This window comes from Streptomyces akebiae, from assembly GCF_019599145.1.
In the GTDB taxonomy this organism is placed as follows: domain Bacteria; phylum Actinomycetota; class Actinomycetes; order Streptomycetales; family Streptomycetaceae; genus Streptomyces; species Streptomyces akebiae.
Genome location: NZ_CP080647.1, coordinates 8,753,716 through 8,772,895, shown reverse-complemented (window position 1 = coordinate 8,772,895; position 19,180 = coordinate 8,753,716). Strand labels below are relative to the sequence as shown.

General features: G+C 72.3%; 16 protein-coding genes and 1 pseudogene. 13 read left to right on the top strand and 4 right to left on the bottom strand.

Going from position 1 to position 19,180, the window contains the following annotated elements; genetic code table 11:
- Positions 1-2: 2 nt before the first annotated feature.
- The 10 genes from K1J60_RS38130 (at position 3) to mug (ending at position 11,552) form a co-directional block, all read left to right on the top strand.
- Positions 3-2,573: an ABC transporter permease gene (locus K1J60_RS38130; RefSeq protein WP_220650196.1), complete on the top strand. Its 2,571-nt coding sequence runs from the start codon at positions 3-5 to the stop codon at positions 2,571-2,573.
- Between the two features lie 49 nt (positions 2,574-2,622).
- A complete protein-coding gene (locus tag K1J60_RS38125) occupies positions 2,623-3,540 on the top strand; it encodes an LLM class F420-dependent oxidoreductase (protein WP_220650195.1) in 918 nt (305 codons plus the stop codon).
- Positions 3,541-3,680: 140 nt separating this feature from the next.
- Positions 3,681-4,106 (top strand): GNAT family N-acetyltransferase, encoded by a 426-nt coding sequence (locus tag K1J60_RS38120; RefSeq protein WP_220650194.1) that lies wholly within the window; start codon positions 3,681-3,683, stop codon positions 4,104-4,106.
- A gap of 209 nt (positions 4,107-4,315) precedes the next feature.
- Complete coding sequence (locus tag K1J60_RS38115) at positions 4,316-5,653, top strand: hemolysin family protein (protein WP_220650193.1); 1,338 nt, start codon at positions 4,316-4,318, stop codon at positions 5,651-5,653.
- Positions 5,650-6,666, top strand: coding sequence for a hemolysin family protein (locus K1J60_RS38110; protein WP_220650192.1), 1,017 nt, complete (start codon positions 5,650-5,652; stop codon positions 6,664-6,666). Before K1J60_RS38115 ends, K1J60_RS38110 begins: the two co-directional genes overlap by 4 nt.
- Positions 6,667-6,814: 148 nt before the next feature.
- Positions 6,815-7,684 carry an SGNH/GDSL hydrolase family protein gene (locus tag K1J60_RS38105; protein ID WP_220650191.1) on the top strand — a complete coding sequence of 290 codons (870 nt, stop codon included), beginning with the start codon at positions 6,815-6,817 and terminating at the stop codon, positions 7,682-7,684.
- A 309-nt stretch (positions 7,685-7,993) separates the two neighbouring features.
- A complete protein-coding gene (locus K1J60_RS38100) occupies positions 7,994-9,076 on the top strand; it encodes an amidohydrolase family protein (RefSeq protein WP_259408085.1) in 1,083 nt (360 codons plus the stop codon).
- Between the two features lie 81 nt (positions 9,077-9,157).
- Positions 9,158-9,508: a DUF4326 domain-containing protein gene (locus K1J60_RS38095; protein WP_220650189.1), complete on the top strand. Its 351-nt coding sequence runs from the start codon at positions 9,158-9,160 to the stop codon at positions 9,506-9,508.
- A 59-nt stretch (positions 9,509-9,567) separates the two neighbouring features.
- Positions 9,568-11,010, top strand: a complete 1,443-nt coding sequence (gene purB / locus K1J60_RS38090) for an adenylosuccinate lyase (protein ID WP_033529004.1) — start codon at positions 9,568-9,570, stop codon at positions 11,008-11,010.
- Positions 11,011-11,054: 44 nt separating this feature from the next.
- Positions 11,055-11,552 carry a G/U mismatch-specific DNA glycosylase gene (gene mug, locus K1J60_RS38085; RefSeq protein ID WP_220650188.1) on the top strand — a complete coding sequence of 166 codons (498 nt, stop codon included), beginning with the start codon at positions 11,055-11,057 and terminating at the stop codon, positions 11,550-11,552.
- 44 nt (positions 11,553-11,596) lie between these two features.
- Here mug and K1J60_RS38080 read toward each other — a convergent pair whose 3' ends face one another.
- Positions 11,597-12,034 (bottom strand): hypothetical protein, encoded by a 438-nt coding sequence (locus K1J60_RS38080; protein ID WP_220650187.1) that lies wholly within the window; start codon positions 12,032-12,034, stop codon positions 11,597-11,599.
- A gap of 300 nt (positions 12,035-12,334) precedes the next feature.
- Here K1J60_RS38080 and K1J60_RS38075 point away from each other — a divergent pair, with 300 nt between their 5' ends.
- Positions 12,335-13,492 (top strand): ROK family transcriptional regulator, encoded by a 1,158-nt coding sequence (locus K1J60_RS38075; RefSeq protein ID WP_220650186.1) that lies wholly within the window; start codon positions 12,335-12,337, stop codon positions 13,490-13,492.
- 163 nt (positions 13,493-13,655) lie between these two features.
- Here K1J60_RS38075 and K1J60_RS38070 read toward each other — a convergent pair whose 3' ends face one another.
- Complete coding sequence (locus K1J60_RS38070) at positions 13,656-14,417, bottom strand: GntR family transcriptional regulator (RefSeq protein ID WP_220650185.1); 762 nt, start codon at positions 14,415-14,417, stop codon at positions 13,656-13,658.
- A gap of 162 nt (positions 14,418-14,579) precedes the next feature.
- Positions 14,580-15,470: an RNA polymerase sigma-70 factor gene (locus tag K1J60_RS38065; protein ID WP_220650184.1), complete on the bottom strand. Its 891-nt coding sequence runs from the start codon at positions 15,468-15,470 to the stop codon at positions 14,580-14,582.
- A gap of 159 nt (positions 15,471-15,629) precedes the next feature.
- Between K1J60_RS38065 and K1J60_RS38060 the strand changes: the two genes are divergently transcribed.
- Positions 15,630-16,463: an alpha/beta fold hydrolase gene (locus tag K1J60_RS38060; protein WP_220650183.1), complete on the top strand. Its 834-nt coding sequence runs from the start codon at positions 15,630-15,632 to the stop codon at positions 16,461-16,463.
- A 63-nt stretch (positions 16,464-16,526) separates the two neighbouring features.
- On the opposite strand, the pseudogene K1J60_RS38055 reads toward K1J60_RS38060, so the two are convergent.
- A pseudogene (locus K1J60_RS38055) lies at positions 16,527-17,420 on the bottom strand (EamA family transporter); the annotation flags it as partial.
- Between the two features lie 56 nt (positions 17,421-17,476).
- Between K1J60_RS38055 and pdxR the strand changes: the two are divergent.
- Complete coding sequence (gene pdxR / locus K1J60_RS38050) at positions 17,477-18,919, top strand: MocR-like pyridoxine biosynthesis transcription factor PdxR (RefSeq protein ID WP_220650182.1); 1,443 nt, start codon at positions 17,477-17,479, stop codon at positions 18,917-18,919.
- Positions 18,920-19,180: the final 261 nt, after the last annotated feature.

The following is a 19,180-nucleotide window of genomic DNA, read 5'->3' as shown; positions in this document are numbered from 1 at the left end:
CCGTGCTCAAGGCGACCCTGCGGAGTTTCCTGGCACACAAGGGGCGGCTGCTGCTCTCGGCGCTCGCGGTGATCCTGTCCGTGGCGTTCGTGGCGGGCAGTCTGATCTTCTCGGACACGGTCACCCGTACCTTCGACCGGCTCTTCGCCTCCACCTCGGCCGATGTGACGGTGGGGCCGAAGGACGACGAGCTGGAGAGCCAGCTGCCGACCGGGGCGGTGGAGACGGTGCCCGCGTCGCTCGCCGAGCGGATCGCGGGGATCGACGGCGTCGCGGAGGCCCACGTCGACGCGTCCGTGGAGAACGTCACGGTCGTCGACGGTGAGAACGAGTCGGTGGGTCCGACGACGGGCGCCCCCACCATCGCCACCGACTGGCATCCCACCGACCGCAGCCCGGTGAGGCTGACCAGCGGGCACGCGCCGGAGGGCCCCGGTCAGGCCCTGCTCGACGCGGACACCGCGAAGAACAAGGACGTACGGATCGGCGACACCCTGACGGTCCTCGCCCGGCCGGGCTCCTTCGAGGTGAAGGTCGTCGGCATCGCCACCTTCACCACCACCAACCCCGGTTCCGCGCTGGTCTTCCTCGACACCCGGGTCGCGCAGACCGAGCTGCTGGGCGATCCCGACGCCGCCACCGGCATCTCGGTGACCGCCGAGCCGGGGGTGAGTGACGACGTACTGAAGCGACGGATCGCCGACGAGCTGGGGCCGACGGCGTACGCGTACGAGACCGCCGACGAGCAGGCCGAGTCGGCCGCCGCCTCGCTCGGCGGATTCCTCGACGTCATCAAGTACGTGATGCTGGGCTTCGCCGGGATCGCGACGCTCGTCGGGATGTTCCTCATCGTCAACACCTTCTCGATGCTCATCGCCCAACGCACCCGCGAACTGGGCCTGTTGCGCGCGCTGGGTGCCGACCGGCGGCAGGTGCGGCGGTCGGTGCTGGCCGAGGCGGCACTGCTCGGCCTGGTCGGGTCGACGCTCGGCCTCGCCGCCGGCATCGGACTGGCCTTCGGACTGATCGCACTCATGGGCGCCTTCGGGATGAACCTGAAGTCGACCGAGATGGTGATCGGCGTGGGGACACCGGTCGCGGCCTACGTCGTCGGACTCGGCGTCACCTTCGTCGCGGCCTATCTGCCGGCGCGGCGGGCGTCGGCCGTGTCGCCGATGGCGGCGCTCGCGGACGCCGAGATCGCCGGGGTCGGACGGCCGCTGAAGGTGCGCGCGGTGGTCGGCGGAGCCGTCGGGGCGGCGGGTGCCGGCGCGCTCGTGGGGTGCGCGGTGTCGTCGGACACGGGGGCGGCGGCCTCTCTGCTCGGCCTCGGTGTCGTCCTCACCCTCGTCGCGACGGTCATCGCGGGACCGCTCCTGGTACGGCCGGTCATCCGGGTCCTGGGCGGCGCGTTCCCGGCGCTGTTCGGCTCCGTGGGCCGGATGAGCCAGCGCAACGCCCTGCGCAACCCGCGCCGGACCGGGGCCACCGCCGCCGCGTTGATGGTGGGGATCGCGCTGGTCGGCGGCATGTCCGTGGCGAGCGCGTCGATGACGAAGTCCTTCGACCAGGAGATCGACAAGACCCTCGGCGCCGACTTCGTCGTCCAGAACCAGAACTTCCTGCCGTTCCCGCAGGAGGTCACCGACAAGGTCCGCGACACCGACGGCACCGGCCTCGTCGTACGACAGCGGTTCACCCCGGTCGCGGTACGGCTGCCGGACGGCGACCGGGTCGAGACGACCGCCGCGGCCTACGACGCGCGGCTCGACGAGGTCGCGAACGTCACCTACGCCCGGGGCGACAGCGCGGCCGCCCTCGCGGACGGCGCCATCGCCATGGACGTGGAGTTCGCGCGGGAGCACGACGTGACGCTCGGCGACAGGCTCCCGGTGCGGTTCCCCGCCGGGAAGAACGCCGAACTGAAGGTGGCCGCGCTCACCGACCAGGACACCGCCGACGGCTTCGGGATGCAGGGCGGGCTGTTCTTCGGAACGGGCACCATCGAGACCTATGTGCCCGACGGGCAGGACTCGGCGCTGTACGTGAACGCCGGCTCCGGCGTGGCCGCCGACGAGCTGCGCGCGAACCTGGAGCGGACGCTGGAGGCGTATCCGCAGGTGCAGGTCCGCGACCAGGCCGACTACAAGGAGCTGGTCCGGGGCCAGATCGCCGTACTGCTCTACCTGGTCTACGCCCTGCTGGGCCTCGCGATCGTCATCGCGGTGCTCGGCGTGGTCAACACCCTCGCCCTGTCGGTGGTGGAGCGCACCCGGGAGATCGGGCTGCTGCGCGCGATCGGGCTGGCCAGGCGACAACTGCGGCGGATGATCCGGCTGGAGTCGGTGGTGATCGCCGTGTTCGGTGCCGTCCTCGGGCTCGCGCTGGGGCTGGTCTGGGGCGTGTGCGTGCAGCAGGTGCTGGCGCTCCAGGGGATGAAGGCGCTGGCGATCCCGTGGGGCACGGTCGTCGCCGTCGTGATCGGTTCCGCGGTCGTCGGCGTGGTGGCCGCCCTGCTGCCCGCCCTGCGGGCGTCCCGGATGAACGTGCTGGCGGCCATCGCGCACGAGTGATGTACTCACCGGTGTGCCGACTCAAGTCCCTTTCGAGTGAGGAGAGTTCATGCCGCGCCCGTTCCGCTTCGGAGTCAACCTGCTCAGCCCCACGTCGGGCGCGGAGTGGCACGCGAAGTGCCGCCGCGCCGAACAGCTCGGCTACGACGTGATCCTGGTCCCCGACCATCTGGGCATGCCGGCCCCGTTCCCGTCCCTGGTGGCCGCGGCGGAGGCGACCGAGCGGCCGCGGCTCGGCACCTTCGTGCTCAACACGGGCTTCTGGAACCCGACGCTGCTCGCCCGGGAGGTCGCCACCACGGACGCGCTGACCGGCGGACGGCTGGAGCTGGGGCTGGGCACCGGGTACGTGGAGGCCGAGCACGACAAGGCCGGTCTGCCATGGGGGTCGCCCGGCGGGCGGGTGGACCATCTGTTGCGCACGGTGGAGGAGTTGGACCGGCTCCTCGGTTCCGACGACCTCCCCCACTCTCGGCTGCGCTCGAGCGGGGGGACCCCCATGCCGCGCCCCGCGCAGCGGCCCCGGGTGCCGCTGCTGATCGGCGCCAACGGTGACCGGATGCTGCGGATCACCGCCGAGCACGCGGACATCGCCGCGTTCACGGGCGCGCGGACGGTCGCGGGCGGCAAACTGGAACCGCTGACCGCCGAGGAGCTGGACGAACGGGTCGGCCGGTACCGGGAGTTCGCCGCCGGGCGGAAGGAGCCCGCCGAACTCAACCTGCTGGTCCAGATAGTCGAGCTGACCGAGGACCGGGCCGCCGCCGTGCGGCCGTGGCTCGGTCACCTGCCGAACCTCAGCGAGGAGCAGGTGCTCCAGCTGCCGCTGGTCCTGGTGGGGACGCTGGAGGAGATCGTCGACCAGGTGCTGGCGCAGCGGGAGCGGTACGGGTTCTCGTATCTGACCGTCCTGGAGCCGAACATGGAGGTCTTCGCGAAGGTCGTCGAGGCGCTGCAGGGCAGGTGATCCCGACCGGGGCCCGTCCGGAGCCCGTCCGGAGCCCGTTCGCTCCCGATCGGCCCCGGCCTGACCGGTCCGTCCCGGCCGGCCCCGTCCGGATCCTGGAATTCCAGGTCGCCGTCGGACCCTCGTGATGGGATCCGCTCATGACCGACCTGCGCGTACGGGCCGCGAAGCCCGCCGATCTCGACGCGGTGCTCGCCTTCTGGAAGGTGGCCGCCGAGGGCACGAGCATCAGCGACGACCGTGCGGGCGTCGAGCGGCTGGTGGCCCGCGACCCCGAGACACTGATCCTCGCCGAGCTGGACGGCGAACTGGTGGGCACGGTCATCGCCGGCTTCGACGGCTGGCGATGTCATCTGTACCGGCTGGCCGTGCACCCCGAGCGCCGCCGCAGGGGCATCGGTTCGGTGCTGCTCACCGCGGCCGAGGAGCGGTTCGTACGGCTCGGCGGACGGCGCGGTGACGCGATGGTGCTCGTCCGCAACGAGACGGCCCAGCATGCGTGGCGGGCGGCCGGGTACGCGCCGGAGGAGAAGTGGCGGCGATGGGTGAAGCCGCTCGGCGACTGACCGCCTTCCACCGGAGAACGGGGGACCGACACGTCTTTGCCGATCCTTTACCATGGGTGGACCCGTCAACCTCTACGGAAAGGTTGTGAGCGTCCGCCCATGGGCGAGCCTCCCAGTAGCAGCACCGGCGTCCGACGTCGTACCGGCAGCGGCGTCCGACGTCGCGCGATCCTCCCGCCTCTGTCCGACCATGGGACGGAGGTGACCCGATGATCGAAGTGCTCCTCCTTCTGGTGGCGGTGCTGCTCTCGCTGATCTGTGGTGCCTTCGTCGCCGCGGAGTTCTCGCTGACCACCGTCGACCGGGGCCGGCTGGAGCTGGCCGTGGAGCGCGGCGAACGGGGTGCCGCGGGCGCGCTCAAGGCCGTACGGAAGCTGACGTTCCAGCTCTCCGGCGCCCAGCTCGGCATCACCGTCACCAACCTGGTGGTCGGCATGCTCGCCGAGCCGTCCATCGCCAAGCTGATCGCGGGCCCGCTGGAAGCGGTCGGCGTGCCGAGCTCCGCGTCTCACTCGGTGGCCCTCGTGATCGGTACGGCCCTGTCGACCGTCGTGCTGATGGTCGTCGGCGAGCTGGTGCCCAAGAACTGGGCGATCTCCGCGCCGCTGCCGGTGGCGAAGAAGGTGGCGAACCCGCAGCGCTGGTTCAGCGCCGCGTTCCGGCCGTTCATCAGCCACCTCAACAACACCGCCAACCGTCTCGTACGGCTCTTCGGCATCGAGCCGGCCGAGGAGCTGGCCTCCGCGCGCGGCCCCCAGGAGCTGGCGGCCCTCGCCCGGCACTCGGCCAGGGAGGGCGCCCTGGAGGAGGACACCGCCGAGCTGTTCGTGCGCACGCTGAACCTGGCCGATCTGACCGCGGAGAACGTGATGACCCCGCGCGTCCAGGTCATCGCCCTCGAAGCCAAGGCGACCTGCGAGGACGTGGCGAACGCGACGCGGGCCACCGGCCTGTCCCGCTTCCCCGTCTACCGCGGCAGCCTCGACTCGGTCGTCGGCACCGTGCACATCAAGGACGTCCTCGCCGTGCCCGCCGAGCGCCGACTGCGCACGTCCGTCGCCGAACTGCTGCGCGAACCGCTGCTCGTCCCGGAGTCGCTGACCGTCGACCGGGTCCTCGACCGGCTCTCCGGCAAGCGCACGATGGCCGTCGTCATAGACGAGTACGGCGGGACCGCCGGTGTCGTGACCCTGGAGGACATCGTCGAGGAGGTCGTCGGCGAGGTCCGCGACGAGCACGACCCGCACGAGACACCCGACCTGGCCCCCGTCGGCACCGACGAGAACGGCCGGGAGCTGTACTCGGCCGACGGCTCGGCCCGCACCGACCAGCTCGCCCGCGTCGGCCTGCGCGCGCCCGAGGGGCCGTACGAGACGCTCGCGGGCCTCGTCGCCACCGAACTGGGGCGCATCCCGGCCGTCGGCGACACCGTGGAGGTCACCGGCTGGCGGCTCGACGTGGTGGACGCGGCCGGGCGCCGGGCCGCGCGGGTACTGCTGCACGCGCCGGTCACGCCCGCCGAGGAGCACGAGGAGGAGACCCGATGACCGCCGTCCAGCTGCTGATCGGTTTCGCGACGCTGGTGGCCAACGCCTTCTTCGTGGGCGCCGAGTTCGCCCTGATCTCCGTACGCCGCAGCCAGATCGAACCGTACGCCGAACAGGGCGACCGCCGGGCCCGCAGCGTGCTGTGGGGTCTGCAGCACGTGTCCGCGCTGATGGCGGCCGCGCAACTCGGCATCACACTGTGCACCCTGGTCCTCGGCGTGGTCGCGGAACCCGCGATCGAACACCTCCTGGAGCCGCTGTTCCACGCGATGGGCGTGCCGGAGGGCGCGGGCCACGTGATCTCCTTCGTGATCGCCCTGGCCCTCGCCACCTATCTCCACATGCTGCTCGGCGAGATGGTGCCGAAGAACATCGCCCTCGCGGAGCCGGTGCGCAGCGCCCTGCTGCTCGGTCCGCCGCTGGTGACCCTGTCGCGCGCGCTGCGCCCGGTGATCTTCACGGTCAACGCGTTCGCGAACACGCTGCTGAAGCTGATGCGGATCGAGACGCGGGACGAGGTCGCGGCGACCTTCTCGGACACCGAGCTGGCCCGTCTCGTCGCGGACTCCAGCGAGGCCGGTCTGATCGACGACCGCGCGCAGGAGCGGCTGCGGGACGCGCTCGAACTGGGCCGCCGGCCCGTGCGCGATGTCGTGCTCCCGCTGGAGCGGGTGGTGTACGCGGGTATGGGGGTCACCCCGGAGGAGCTGGAGCGGCTGTCGGCCGAGTCCGGGTTCTCCCGCTTCCCCGTGGTCGACGAGGGGCGCCGGATCGTGGGCTACCTCCATGTGAAGGACGCGCTCGACGCCGCCCCGCGGGACATGCCCTTCTCCGTCCGGGACATGCGGTCCATCGCCCGGGTCCGGGAGACCACACCGCTGGACGACGTGCTCACCGCGATGCGCCGCAGCCGCACCCATCTGGCGGCCGTGCTGGGCGGTGACGGACGGCTCGCGGGCATCGTGACCATGGAGGACGTGCTGCGCGAGCTGTTCGGCCAGCCTGCCGCCTGAGTCGTGCGTCCCTGCATCACCCGTCACCCGTCACCCGTCCACCCGTCACCTGTGACCTGTCACCCGCTGCCCGTCCTCCGCCCGAGGGCGGGTGGCGAGCACGGTGACCGACCGCTGGGTATGTGCACGGGGTACCATTTCCGACGCCATGCAGACGAATCCCACCCCCGCCGGTCCCACCGACTCCGGCCCCGCCTACTCCAGCCTCGTCACGGTCGGCGACTCCTTCACCGAGGGCATGTCCGACCTCCTCCCCGACGGTACGTACCGCGGCTGGGCGGACCTCCTCGCGGCCCGCATGGCCGCACGGACGCCCGGCTTCCGGTACGCCAACCTCGCCGTACGCGGAAAGCTGATCGGCCAGATCGTCGCCGAGCAGGTGGAGGTCGCGGCCGCGATGGAGGCGGACGTCATCACCCTGGTCGGCGGCCTGAACGACACGCTCCGGCCGAAGTGCGACATGGGCCGGGTGCGCGGCCTGCTGGAGGAGGCCGTGGAACGCCTCGCGCCCTCCTGCAAGCAGCTCGTCCTGATGCGCAGCCCCGGGCGCCAGGGCCCCGTTCTGGAGCGGTTCCGGCCGCGCATGGAGGAGCTGTTCGCCTGCGTCGACGCACTGGCCGCGCGGCACGACGCCCTCGTGGTCGACCTCTACGGCGCACCCTCGCTGAGCGATCCCCGCATGTGGGACGTGGACCGGCTGCACCTGACCGCCGAAGGGCACCGCCGGGTCGCCGAGGCGGTCTGGCAGACGCTCGGCCACGAGGCGCAGGACCCGGAGTGGCGGACGCCGATGCCTGTCACACCGCCGCCCGGCTGGACCGCCCGTCAGGTGGCCCACGCGCGGTTCGCCCGGCAGTACCTGCTGCCGTGGATAGGCCGCCGTCTCACGGGGCGCTCCTCCGGGGACGGCCGGACAGGCGCCCAGTTCAGCGCTGAGCTGGGCAAAGCCTTCTGGGTCACCCCTCTGGACGACACGAACCCCGGACCTGTGACGGACTGGCGACAGCTGGGAACTTGACCCTGGTCCCCGTCCGCATGCCCGGCTCCGGTCGAAGGGGGCCTCACCCCCACGAGACCCGCAGCCGCACGAGACCCGCAGTCGGCAGACCGACGCTACCCGCGGCGCCCGGCCCCCGAAGCCGGACGACGGCGGCAAGCCGGACGGCGGCGGCAACGGCCAGGCCCCGCCCACCGGACCGCGTCCGTCCGAGGTAACCGGCCTCGAACAGGGCACGCCGTGCTGATCGCAGGCCCTTCGCCGGGTCATCGTGGTGCGGCCAGCTGGAGCTACGGATGGGATACGCGGATGCCGGAATCGACCGAGGCCATGAGTAGGCGCAGTCTGCTGATCACCGGTGGTGCGGTGGCGACCAGCGTCGCCGCGACGGGCGGGGCCAGTGCTCTGGCCAGGGAGGAAGCGGCGCCGCAGGTCTCGCACAGCGGTGACGACGCCGGCCGGGGAAGGATCGACGTCCACCACCATTTCACCGCTCCGGCATGGGTCGACTGGGCCGAGCGTGAGGGCCTGGTGCGGCGGGAGGAACTGCCGTGGTGGGCGCGCTGGGACCTGGACTCCACGCTGGCGCTCATGGACCGGGTGGGCATCGCGACCGCGGTCCTCAACCCGACCATGCAAGACCGGTACCGCTCCGCCGCGCAGGCCAGGGAAGGTCTCACCGTCGTCTTCGAGGCACTGGCCGACCTGATGGCCGCTCACCCGGGCCGTTTCGCGGTCCTCGGCCCTGCCGTCCTGGACCATCCCGACGTCACCACGTGGGCTCTCAAGCGCGCCTTCGACGATCTCGGTGCCGTCGGAGTCAGCGTGAAGGCCAACTACAACGGTGTCTACCTCGGTGACCCCTCCTACGACCGCTTCCTCGCGGAACTCGACGAACGCGCCGCAGTCCTCATCACCCACCCGCTCGACCTCCCGGGCGGACCACCCGGCGTGCCCACCGTCCCCGGAATCCCGAACTTCATGTGCGATTTCCTGCTGGATTCCACGCGCGCCGCCGTGAACCTCATCCGCACCAGCACACTCGACCGCTACCCGCACCTGTCGGTCGTCCTGCCACACGCCGGCGGGTTCCTCCCTCAGATCGCCACCCGCATGAAGGCCTTCGGCAGCTTCTGCACCCCACCCCTCGACGCTGCCCGGGTTCAGGACTATCTCCACCGCTTCTACTACGACACAGCGGGCCCGTCGGCCCCCTCGGGCACGCTGGTGGCCACCGCCGGTGCCGACCGGATCCTCTTCGGCACCGACTGGCCGGCCGCCTCCGCCGACGTCATCACCGGCTTCACGGTGCCGGCCGTCGAGACCGACCCGGTCTTCACCAACCGCCAACGCCGCGGCATCAACCGTGACAACGCCCTCCGCCTCATGCCCACACTCAAGCGCACCCGGTAGACGGCATGCCGGCCACGTAGCCCGAGTTGCTGCCGTACGAGGGCCCACTAGCGTGGGGAGCCGTCCTACCGGGAGGCGCGTGTGACCACGACCGTGATCAACCTCAAGGGCCGCATCCGCGACTTCGGACCCCGGCTGGAGTTCGCCCCCGGCGATCTGGTCTACATCGGCCGCCGCTGGACCATGGGCCACTGGGACCTGCCGCAGCACCCGCTCTACAACCCGTTCCAGTACGACACCGAGAAGAAGAAGCGGGACGGGACGCGGGCCGAGATCATGGCGAAGTACCGGGAGTACCTGACGGCCGACCCCGAGCTGATGGCCCTCGTGCCGGAGCTGCGCGGGAAGACGCTGGCCTGCTGGTGCGCGCCCGAGCCGTGCCACGGGGACATCCTGGCGGAGCTGGCCGACGGCTCCGCCAGCTCTTCGTAGGTTCCTCCGAAGAGACCCTCGGCGCTCACCTGCACGAATCGCCAGTAGAATCCGTACACGTGACTTCTGCGCCAGCCAAGCCCCGCATCCCGAACGTCCTCGCCGGACGCTACGCCTCCACCGAGCTCGCCACGCTCTGGTCGCCCGAGCAGAAGGTGAGGCTGGAGCGGCAGCTCTGGCTGGCCGTGCTGCGGGCCCAGAAGGACCTCGGCATCGAGGTGCCGGACCAGGCGCTCGCCGACTACGAGCGGGTCCTCGACACCGTCGACCTGGCCTCCATCGCCGAACGCGAGAAGGTCACCCGGCACGACGTGAAGGCGCGGATCGAGGAGTTCAACGACCTCGCCGGGCACGAGCACGTGCACAAGGGCATGACCTCCCGCGACCTCACCGAGAACGTCGAGCAGCTGCAGATCAGGCTCTCCCTGGAGCTGGTCCGCGACCGCACGGTGGCCGTGCTGGCGCGGCTGGGCAAGCTTGCCGGTGAGTACGGCGAGCTGGTCATGGCCGGCCGCTCGCACAACGTGGCCGCACAGGCCACCACCCTCGGCAAGCGGTTCGCGACCGCCGCCGACGAACTGCTCGTGGCGTACGGCCGCGTCGAGGAGCTGCTCGGCCGCTACCCGCTGCGCGGTATCAAGGGCCCGGTGGGCACGGCCCAGGACATGCTCGACCTGCTGGGCGGGGACGCCGCCAAGCTGGCGGAGCTGGAGGACCGGATCGCCGGGCACCTCGGTTTCGCGCAGGCGTTCACCTCGGTCGGCCAGGTCTACCCGCGCTCGCTCGACTACGACGTGGTGACCGCGCTGGTGCAGCTGGCGGCGGCGCCGTCCTCCCTGGCGAAGACGATCCGCCTGATGGCCGGGCACGAGCTGGTGACCGAGGGCTTCAAGCCCGGTCAGGTCGGCTCGTCGGCCATGCCGCACAAGATGAACACGCGGTCGTGCGAGCGGGTCAACGGCCTCATGGTCATCCTGCGCGGCTACGCCTCGATGACCGGCGAGCTGGCGGGCGACCAGTGGAACGAGGGCGACGTCTCCTGCTCGGTGGTGCGCCGGGTCGCGCTGCCGGACGCCTTCTTCGCGCTGGACGGTCTGCTGGAGACCTTCCTGACCGTTCTCGACGAGTTCGGCGCGTTCCCGGCGGTCGTCGCGCGTGAGCTGGACCGCTACCTCCCCTTCCTCGCCACGACCAAGGTGCTGATGGGCGCCGTACGGGCGGGCGTCGGCCGTGAGGTGGCGCACGAGGCCATCAAGGAGAACGCCGTCGCCTCCGCGCTGGCCATGCGCGAGCAGGGCGCCGAGCGCAACGAACTGCTCGACAAGCTCGCCGCCGACGACCGCATCCCGCTGGACCGTGCCCAGCTGGACGCGCTGATGGCCGACAAGCTCTCCTTCACGGGCGCCGCCGCCGACCAGGTCGCCGTCGTCGTCGGCCGGATCGAGGAGATCGTGAAGCAGCGCCCGGAGGCCGCCGGCTATACGCCGGGAGCGATCCTCTGACCCGCTACACCCAGGCCGAACTGGAGGCCGCCCGCGACCGGCTGGTGCCGGACGTCACCGCGGACGGCCTCCGGGTCCTTTTCTGCGGCATCAACCCGGGGCTGATGACGGCCGCCTCGGGCCATCACTTCGCCCGCCCCGGCAATCGCTTCTGGCCCGTCCTGCACCTGTCCGGCTTCACGCCCCGGCTCCTGAAGCCGTCCGAGCAGAGCGAGCTGCCGTCGTACGGGCTCGGCATCACCAACGTCGTCGCCCGCGCCACGGCCCGCGCCGACGAGCTGACGGCCGAGGAGTACGTGGAGGGCGGCCGGCTGCTGACCGCCAAGGTGGAGCGGCTGCGCCCGCGGTGGCTCGCGGTGGTCGGTGTGACCGCGTACCGTGCCGCCTTCGGGGACCGCAAGGCCGCCGTCGGACCGCAGGAGAGGACGATCGGCGCCTCACGCGTGTGGGTGCTGCCCAACCCCAGCGGGCTGAACGCGCACTGGACCGCGGCGACGATGGCGGAGGAGTTCGCGCGGCTGCGGGTCGCGGCGGAGGACTGACCGACCGCCCGGGTGCCCGGGTGTGCGGCGCCGCGGCGGGCGGGTCATGGTGGGTCGATCTCCGTTATCAGGGCGACGAGTTGGAACGGCAGTTCCTTGTCCCACTGGGAGACTCCGAGGGCGACCCAGCGTCCGTCGACCTGCCACAGGTGCAGGTCGGGAACATGGGAACTGAGCACCGCCCAGGGTTCGGGTATGTCCTCGCCGTCCATCGACCGGTCGAGGACACTCCACAGGCTGAACACGGCCGGGGCGCCCCAGCGTGCGGTGAGCAGCTCCGACAGGGCGCCACGGTCCGCCTCGTACTGTTCCTCGGTCTCCTCGCGCCGCGTGCCGTCGTCCTCCCAGAAGTCGGCGCTCGTCCGTAACTCGGCGACGTGGTACCCCGGTCCGGCCGTGCCGACGTCCGACCGGCCGGGCTCCGCGGGGAACTCCTCGGAGCACAGCCGGTCGATCACGGCGAGGTGGTGCGCGATGCTCATGCGGTCCAGTAAAGCGGGCAGCACTGACAATTGGCACGGCGTCAGGACACGGTGCGAGGGGGCGGTGGCGGAGGGCGGTGCGAGGAGGTCGTGGCAGGGGGCCGCGTCAGGTGGCGTGCGCGCGCCGCGGCCGGTGGTCGGCGCGGGGTCTGCCGGATGCCGAGCCGTTCCTGTGCCCGTGTCCGTGGCCGTGTCGGTGTCCGTGAGGGAACGCGCAGGTCGGGGGCGGCGGGCACTCGCCGGGGTGCGTCGTGGCGAGTACCATCCGGCAGACATGGGCGCGAGCTGGGAGGACGGGCGTTGGGGCCACTGACCGGCGGGGATCCTTCTCTGCTTCGAAGAATCAACTCGGCCGTGGTGCTGCACGCGCTGCGGGCCACGGACCACGCGACGCTGACCGAGATCACCAGGGTCACCGGCCTGTCCAGACCCACGGTCGAGGGCGTCGTGGAGGGGTTGGTCGAGGCCGGTCTGGTGGTCGAGCGGGCCGCCGAGGAGGGCGCCGCCAGGCGGCAGGGGCGCCCGGCACGGCGCTACCGGTTCCGGGCCGAGGCCGGCCACCTGCTCGGACTGGACGTGGGCTCGCACCGGGTGGCGGCGCTGCTCGCGGACCTCGACGGGCGGGTGCTGGGCTCGCTGTCCAAGGAGGTCTCCGAGTCGGCGTCGGCGGAGGACCGGCTGGAGCGGCTGCGCTCCACCGTCGCCGAGCTGCTCCGCAGGTCCGGTGTGTCGCGCGGTTCGCTGCGCGCGGTCGGGGTGGGCAGCCCGGGGGTCATCGAGGCCGACGGCGCCGTACGCCTGTGCGCGGCCCTGCCGGAGTGGACGGGACTGAACCTGGGCGAACGGCTGAGCCGCTCCTTCAAGTGCTCGGTGCTGGTCGAGAACGACGCCAACGCGGCCGCCGTCGCCGAACACTGGAAGGGCGCCGCCACCGAGTCCGACGACGTGGTGTTCGTGCTGGCGGGGCTGAGCCCGGGCGCCGGTTCGCTGATCGGCGGGCGGCTGCACCGGGGGTACGGCGGCGCCGCCGGGGAGATCGGCGCGCTGCATCTGCTGGGCCGGGAGGCCACTCCTGAGGCGCTGCTGTCGACCACGGGCGAGCCCTTGCACCCGCTGGACGAGCAGGCGGTCGCCGTGGTCTTCAAGCACGCGCGCGAGGGCGACGCGCGGGCCCGTGAGGCCGTCGACCGCTTCATACAGCGGCTCGTCCACGACGTGACGGCCCTCGTCCTCGCCCTGGATCCCGAGCTGGTCGTCGTGGGCGGCTGGGCGGCCGGCATCGACGACGTCCTCGATCCCCTCCGCCGCGAGCTGGCCCGCTACTGCCTGCGCCCGCCCCGGGTCGCGCTCTCCCGGCTGGGCGAGGCGGCCGTCGCCATGGGCGCGCTCCGGCTCGCCCTGGACCACGTCGAGGAACAGCTCTTCGCGGTCGAGGGCACGGTGACGGCTCGCCGCTGAACCATGGCCGGCATTGCACCACCGTCGGCGTTGAACCACCGTCGGCACTGGATCACCGTCGGCACTGAACCATCGCCTGCACCGAACCACTGCCGGGCACGAGAACGCCGCGCCCCGGCATCCGGGACGCGGCGGGTACGGACGGGAACCGCTGTCGGCGCCGTCAGGACGCGCGGCGCTCCGGGCCGTGGTGGATCTCGACGCCGCCCGAGGCCCCGAAGGTCAGGCGGCACGTGTCAGCACGGTAGGTGGCCAGGGAGACGGCCGCCGTGCGTCCCTCGGCGAAGAAGCGGGTGGTGACGACCAGGACGGGCGCGCCGGGCAGCCGGTCCAGCTCCTTGGCGTCGTCGGCGCGGGCGGAGCCCAGCTCCACCGAGCGGTCCTGTCCCTCCAGCTCCAGGCGCTGCAGCTCACGCAGGACGGCACGCGCGCGTGCGGCACCGGAGGGCGCGTCTATGGCGGAGAGGGCGGGCACGGAGTCCGCCGGGATGTAGAGCAGTTCGGCGGCGACGGGGTGGCCGTGCGACATACGGGAGCGGCGCACGACGTGCACCTGCTCGCCGTGGACGCTCTCCAGGATGTCGGCGACCGCGGCGGGCGGTGCCGAGGTTGTGCAGTCCACGGCCTGCCAGGCGTCGCCGACGGTGCCCGGCCAGGCGTGCTGTTCGGTGCCGACGGCGACACCCACGCGTGGGGGCGCGACGGTGGTGCCGACACCGCGACGGCGCTGGAGTCGGCCCTCCAGTTCGAGCTGCTCCAGCGCCTGGCGGAGGGTGGCCCGGGCGACGCCGAAGCGGGCTGCGAGGTCACGTTCGTTGGGCAGGATCTCCCCCACCGAGAACTCGGAGTCCAATGCCTCACTGAGCACGGTCTTCAGATGCCAGTACTTCGGTTCCGGCACCGTTTCCAGCTGCTGGGTCCCCACCCTGTCCTCCGCTGCTTCGCCGTGTCCCGGCGGCGTTTTTAGCGCCCTTGTTTATTAAAGGTTGTTGCACTTTCTTGCGACCATAGGCCTGCCCCCACCCTTGGTCAAGACCAATCATCGAACCCTCAGGCATCCGACAGGTCGGACGCCCGGCAGCGTTCATCAAGGCTTCATGGCCGCCAGGGAGAGCAGCTTCTCCGGGTTGCGCACGACGTAGACGCACTGGACACGGCCGTCGGCGACATCGAGTTGGAACACGCTGTCGACCTTGCCGCCGGACAGGAGGACCACGGCGAAAGCGCCGTTGATCTCCATGAACCGGAACGACGCGTCCCGTACGCCCTTGCCGGCCGCGCCGTGCACGAAGCGTCCGACCTTGTCGGCGGTTTCGAGGACCCGCACCGGGGCCTTGCCGATGCCGCCGCCGTCGCCCACCAGCCGGACGTCGGGAGCCAGCAGCGCCATGAGTCCGTCGAGGTCGCCACCTGCCGCGGCGGCGAGGAACCTCTCCGTCAGCTCACGGCGTTCGACGGGATCGACCTCGTAGCGCGGGCGCCGCTCGTCGACGTGTCTGCGGGCCCGCCCGGCGAGCTGGCGCACGGCCGGCTCGGCACGGTCGATCATGGTCGCGATCTCGGCGTACGGGTAGCCGAAGGCCTCCCGGAGCACGAACACGGCGCGTTCCAGGGGTGAGAGGGACTCCATGACGACCAGGACGGCGAGGGAGACGGTGTCGGCGAGGACGGCCCGCTCGGCGGTGTCCGGGACGGTGGCCCCGTAGTCGGTGACGTACGGCTCGGGCAGCCAGGGGCCGGGGTAGGCCTCGTTGCGCGACTGCACCTGGCGGAGCCGGTCGATGGCGAGACGGGTGGTGACACGGACCAGGAAGCCGCGCGGTTCCCGTACGTCGGAGCGGTCGGCGCCGGACCAGCGCAGCCAGGCGTCCTGGACGACGTCCTCGGCGTCGGCGACCCGGCCGAGCATGCGGTAGGCGACTCCCATCAGGACGGGACGGTGCTCTTCGAAGACGTCGATCGCGATGTCGGTGGTCACCGTTCCATCCCAACCCGGCGGGCCGGGCCGTGTCCAGGCGATTCCGAGGCTGCGCGCGGCTTGTCACTCCAGGGGACTACCCGCCGGTAGCAGTTGCTGACAAGCTGTCTACGACCGCCCACGCCGGCGCGTCCATCCGCCCAGACGAGGAGCAGCACCATGTCCGCCGCCACGGTCTCCTTCCAGGTTCCCTCCCCGCTCGGTCCGCGGTCCGTGACGGTCTCCTACACCCGCGAGGGCACCGGTGAGCCGCTGCTCCTGCTGCACGGCATCGGTCACCACCGCCAGGCCTGGGACCCGGTGACGCACATCCTGGCGGCCGAGCGCGAGGTCATCACCGTCGACCTGCCCGGCTTCGGCGCGTCGCCCGCGCTGCCGGACGGACTCACCTACGACCTGCCCACGACGACCGCCGTCTTCGGTGCCTTCTGCGAGGCGCTGGAACTCGACCGCCCCCATGTCGCGGGCAACTCCCTGGGCGGTCTGCTCGCCCTGGAGCTGGGCCGCGAGAAGCTCGTACGGTCCGTCACCGCGCTGTCCCCGGCGGGTTTCTGGAACGAGGCCGAGCGGCGTTACGCGTTCGGTGTCCTGCTCACCATGCGGCACATCTCCCGACGGCTGCCGCTCCCGCTGGTCGAGCGGTTGTCCCGGTCGGCGGCCGGCCGCACCGCCCTGACGAGCACCATCTACGCCCGTCCGAGCCGCCGGTCACCCGAGGCGGTCGTCGCCGAGACGCTCGCGCTGGCCGGGGCCACCGGGTTCGACGAGACCCTGCGGGCCGGTGGCAGTGTCCTGTTCACCGACGACGTCCCCGGTCTTCCCGTCACCGTGGCCTGGGGCACCCGGGACTGGCTGCTCGTCCGCCGTCAGGGTGTCCGCGCCAAGCGCGTCATCCCGGGCGCCCGGCTGGTGCGGCTGCCCGGCTGCGGCCACTGCCCCATGAACGACGACCCCGCGCTGGTCGCCCGGGTCATCCTCGACGGCAGCCGCTGACCGGCCCTCCCCGGTGGCCGCCGCCCGGCGGCGCGACAACGCCCCCGCGCCCAGGGCGACCCCGACGCCCACCAGCGCGCTGCCGACGGCCTGCGCGGCACCGTAGGAACCCGTGCCGACGAGAGGAGCCGTGCAGGCGGCGGCCACCGGGATGAGGCCGGAGAAGAGGGTGGCGCGCTCGGCGCCGATGCGCTGCATGCCCATGTACCAGCACACGAATCCGATCACCGTGACGACCGCCGCCTGCCACAGCAGCGCGAGCGACTCCGTGCCGTCCGGGCGGCGCAGCCACGCGCCGCCGTCGACGGCCACGCCGACGACGGCCGACTCGACCGCGGCCACCGCGCACACGGCCGCCGACAGCAAGCGCGGCCCGAGCGGGCGCAGCACCGGCACGGCCAGCACGGCGAACCCGATCTCGCCCGCCAGCGCGCACACCGAGAAGGCGATGCCCGCGCCGTCCGTACGTCCCCAGCCCTGGACGGTGAACGCGCCGGCCGCCACCAGCAACGCCCCGTGGAGGACCACGCGTTGGGGGCGCCTGCCCTCCGACAACGGGACGAGGACGGCCACGGCCACCGGGGCGCAGCCCACGAAGACCCCCGGTACCGCCGGTTCCGCCGAGTGTTCGGCCGCGATCACGGCGATGTTGAAGCCGACCATGCCGACCGCCGCGAGCAGTCCCAGCCGGGCCCACCGACGTGCGGTCAGTCGGCGCAGGGGGGCCGCGCCGCCCCGGCCGAGCAGGGGGAGCAGCAGGAGACAGGCGAGGCCGTAACGAAGGAACTGGCCGCCCGCGTACGGGTAGGCGCCCAGGACGCTGTTGGCGGTGAAGGAACCGCCGACGAGTACGCAGGCGAGGGCGGCGAGGAGGGCTCCGGAGACCGTCGAAGAGGCCGGGGCCGTGGAGGCGGTGGGGGTCGCGGAGGTGGTGGGGGTCGCGGGAGGGGTGGGCATGGGCTTCATGGTCGCGACGCTAGGGAGCCGGGCGGTCCGGTTTAAGGTCCACTTCCATGACGTCATCGGAGACCAATTCCGACCCCGGCGCACTCTCGGGGGCCGCTCCCTGGGCCGCCGCCTGGGAGCTGCTGCTGCCCGTCGCGGACGCGTCCCCACGCGCGCGTGGACGCACGTTGCAGGCGGCGCTGCGGGAGGCGATCCGGTCGGGGCGCCTCGCGCGGGGGACGCGGCTGCCGTCGAGTCGGGAGCTGGCCGCCGACCTCGGGGTCTCGCGCGGGCTGGTGACGGAGGCGTACGAGCAGCTGGTCGCGGAGGGATATCTGCGCAGCGGCCGGGGCGCCGGGACCTGGGTCGGCGCCGCCGTGCGTACGCCCGTGCTGCCGCGGGCGCGTGACCTCGCTCCGCGTGCGCCGGGTGCCCGCGTCGACTTCGTGCCCGGGACGCCCGACCTGTCGCTGTTCCCCCGCGCGGCATGGGCTGCGGCCCAGCGCGGGGTCCTCGCGGAGCTGCCGCATCACGAGCTGGGCTACCCGGATCCGCGTGGGCTGCCGCGGCTGCGCACCGCGCTCGCCGAACTGCTCGCCCGGCGACGGGGCGTGGTCGCCGACCCGGAGCGGATCGTCGTCGTCTCCGGGGTGGCCCAGGCCACCACGCTGCTCGGATTCGCGCTCCACGCGCGCGGGACCCGCGTCGTCGGCGTCGAGGACCCCGGCAGCCCCGAGCACGGGGCGCTGTACGCCGCCACCGGGCTCGGCACCGTGCCGTTGCCGCTGGACGAGGACGGGCCGGCGATCGGCCCGCTGCGGGAATCAGGGGTGCGGGCGGTGGTGACGACGCCGGCGCACCAGTTCCCGACCGGGATCGCGTACTCCGCGGGGCGGCGGAGCGAACTGCTCGACTGGGCGCGGGCGGTGGACGGGCTGATCGTCGAGGACGACTACGACGGGGACTTCCGCTACGACCGCGCCCCCGTGGGAGCGTTGCAGGGGCTCGACCCCGAGCGGGTCGCCTACACCGGGTCCGTCAGCAAGTCCCTCGCACCGGGGCTGCGGCTCGGCTGGCTCCTCGTGCCGGCGTGGCTGGCGCGGGAGGTCGTCGAGCTCAAGCGGACCATGGATCTCGGACATCCCACCATCGACCAGGCGCTCTTCGCGCGGTTCGTGGAGCGGGGGGACTACGACCGGCAGTTGCGGCGGTGTCAGCGGGCGTACCGGGAGCGGCGTGACGTGCTGGTGTCGGCGCTCGCCGAGCACTTTCCCGGGGCGGAGGTGTCGGGGATCGCCGCCGGGCTGCACGTCATCGTGGCGCTGCCGGAACGGTACGGGGCGGTCGAGCCGTTCCTTGAGCGGGCTCGGGCGGGTGGGGTGGCGGTGCGGGGGCTGGGGGCGTACGGGCGGGTGCCGGATTCGCGGGTGCGGTTGGTGTTGGGGTACGCGCATCTTTCCGCAGCGCGGATTCGGGAGGGGGTGGGGGTGTTGGCGGGTGTGGTGGGGTGACGTGAGTTTTTCGCCCCCGCCGCCCCTACCCGTCCCTCCCCCCAGGGGCTGCGCCCCTTCTACCCCCAGGTGCGGGTCCGGTGGGGGCTGGTCGCGCGGTTCCCCGCGCTCCCTGGAAAAGCAGGGGCTGCGCCCCGTGCTTTTCCAGGGAGGGCCGTAGGCATTTCAGGGACGCGGGCGGCCACCAGGCATGCCTCAGGAGCCACGCGCGGGTACCCCCTGGGGTCTGCCGTGTCGCCTTCCCCCACGTGCCGCGCAGTT